The sequence below is a fragment of the Dietzia sp. DQ11-71 genome, assembly GCF_014144995.1.
In the GTDB taxonomy this organism is placed as follows: domain Bacteria; phylum Actinomycetota; class Actinomycetes; order Mycobacteriales; family Mycobacteriaceae; genus Dietzia; species Dietzia kunjamensis.
This window is the reverse complement of sequence record NZ_JAALDT010000507.1, coordinates 1-1,195: the sequence shown is the minus strand read 5'-3', so window position 1 is coordinate 1,195 and position 1,195 is coordinate 1. Positions and strand designations below refer to the sequence as shown.

Sequence of the window (1,195 nt, the reverse complement as noted above, 5' to 3'; positions counted from 1 at the left end):
CGGCGCGGGCGCGGGGCCTACGACCCGATGGCGGACCGCGAGGCCGCCGAGCAGCGTGCCCACGCGCGCCAGCGCACCGCGCTCATCCTCGTGGCGTTGTCCGTCGTCACCGTGATCGCCGCGCTGCTCACCGTGCCCGCCGTCTGGTGGTTCGCCGGAGGCTCCGCCCTGCTGCTCGCCGCCTACCTGACCTACCTGCGCCGCCAGGTCAAGCTCGAGGAGAGCCTGCGCCGGCGCCGCGTCGAGAGGATGCGTCGCGCCCGGCTCGGTGTGGAGTCCCGCGAGGACGACGAGCTGTCCGTGGTGCCGCCCCGCCTGCGGCGTCCCGGTGCGGTCGTGCTGGAGATCGACGACGAGGACCCGGCGTTCGACGTCCTCGATACGTTCGACGATCACCTGGACTCCGACCCCGGGCACCACGATCACCGGCGTCGGCAGCACGCACCGCTGCGGCGCGCGGTGGGCTGATCGGCGGCCCGGTTTGGTCGGGGGATCGACCATCCTGGTAAGGTATTCCACGCTGCTCGAGAGGGCGGCAGCGTCGCCCGCGAGGGTGACGTCGTCGCCCGCCAGGGCGGCGAGGGGCTATAGCGCAGTTGGTAGCGCGTCTCGTTCGCATCGAGAAGGTCAGGGGTTCGATTCCCCTTAGCTCCACCCAAGGACTACGAGTTCTCAAGGCCGTTTCCGCGCAAGCGGGGACGGCTTTTCCGCTTTGTGGTGAGTTGGCGCTGTGGTGAGTCGGCGCTGTGGAGAGTCGGCGCTGTGGTGAGCTGGGGCAGTGGCCGTTCACTCCTTCACGATCGTCGAACGCTTCTCGGCCGAGCCCGGTGACGTGCTCTCCCTCGCCTCCGACGCCGCGCGGTGGCAGGAGTGGGCGCCTGCGCTGTTGCGCGGGCTCGGCCGACGTCACCCCGGCGCCGTCACCGTGCGCGCCCTGCCCGGCGGCGGTGGCGAGCTCGAGTGGGAGTGCTCCATCCGGACGTCCGATCGGGTCGTCGGCACGGTCGTCGCCCGTGTCATCGCGGCGCTCGTCGCCCTGCTGGCGCGTCGTCTGGTCACCGAGGCCGACCGTCGGATCACGCTCACCCGTCGGCCGAGCCTCCCGGCACGCCTCCAACGGATCGGTCTGCAGCTGGTCATCCGCCCCGTGCTGACCATCGCACCGTTCGACCGGAGGTGGTTCCGGGCGAACGGT

Annotated in this window: 2 protein-coding genes and 1 tRNA gene; all 3 read left to right on the top strand. The window is 71.5% G+C overall.

Going from position 1 to position 1,195, the window contains the following annotated elements; genetic code table 11:
* A partial coding sequence (gene sepX / locus G6023_RS15375; RefSeq protein ID WP_347570789.1) for a divisome protein SepX/GlpR occupies positions 1 to 468 on the top strand: 468 nt, incomplete at its 5' end.
* Positions 469 to 581: 113 nt separating this feature from the next.
* Positions 582 to 654: transfer RNA gene (locus G6023_RS15370), tRNA-Ala, on the top strand.
* 124 nt (positions 655 to 778) lie between these two features.
* Positions 779 to 1,195 (top strand): hypothetical protein (locus G6023_RS15365; protein ID WP_182636360.1); only part of this gene is annotated, 417 nt, incomplete at its 3' end.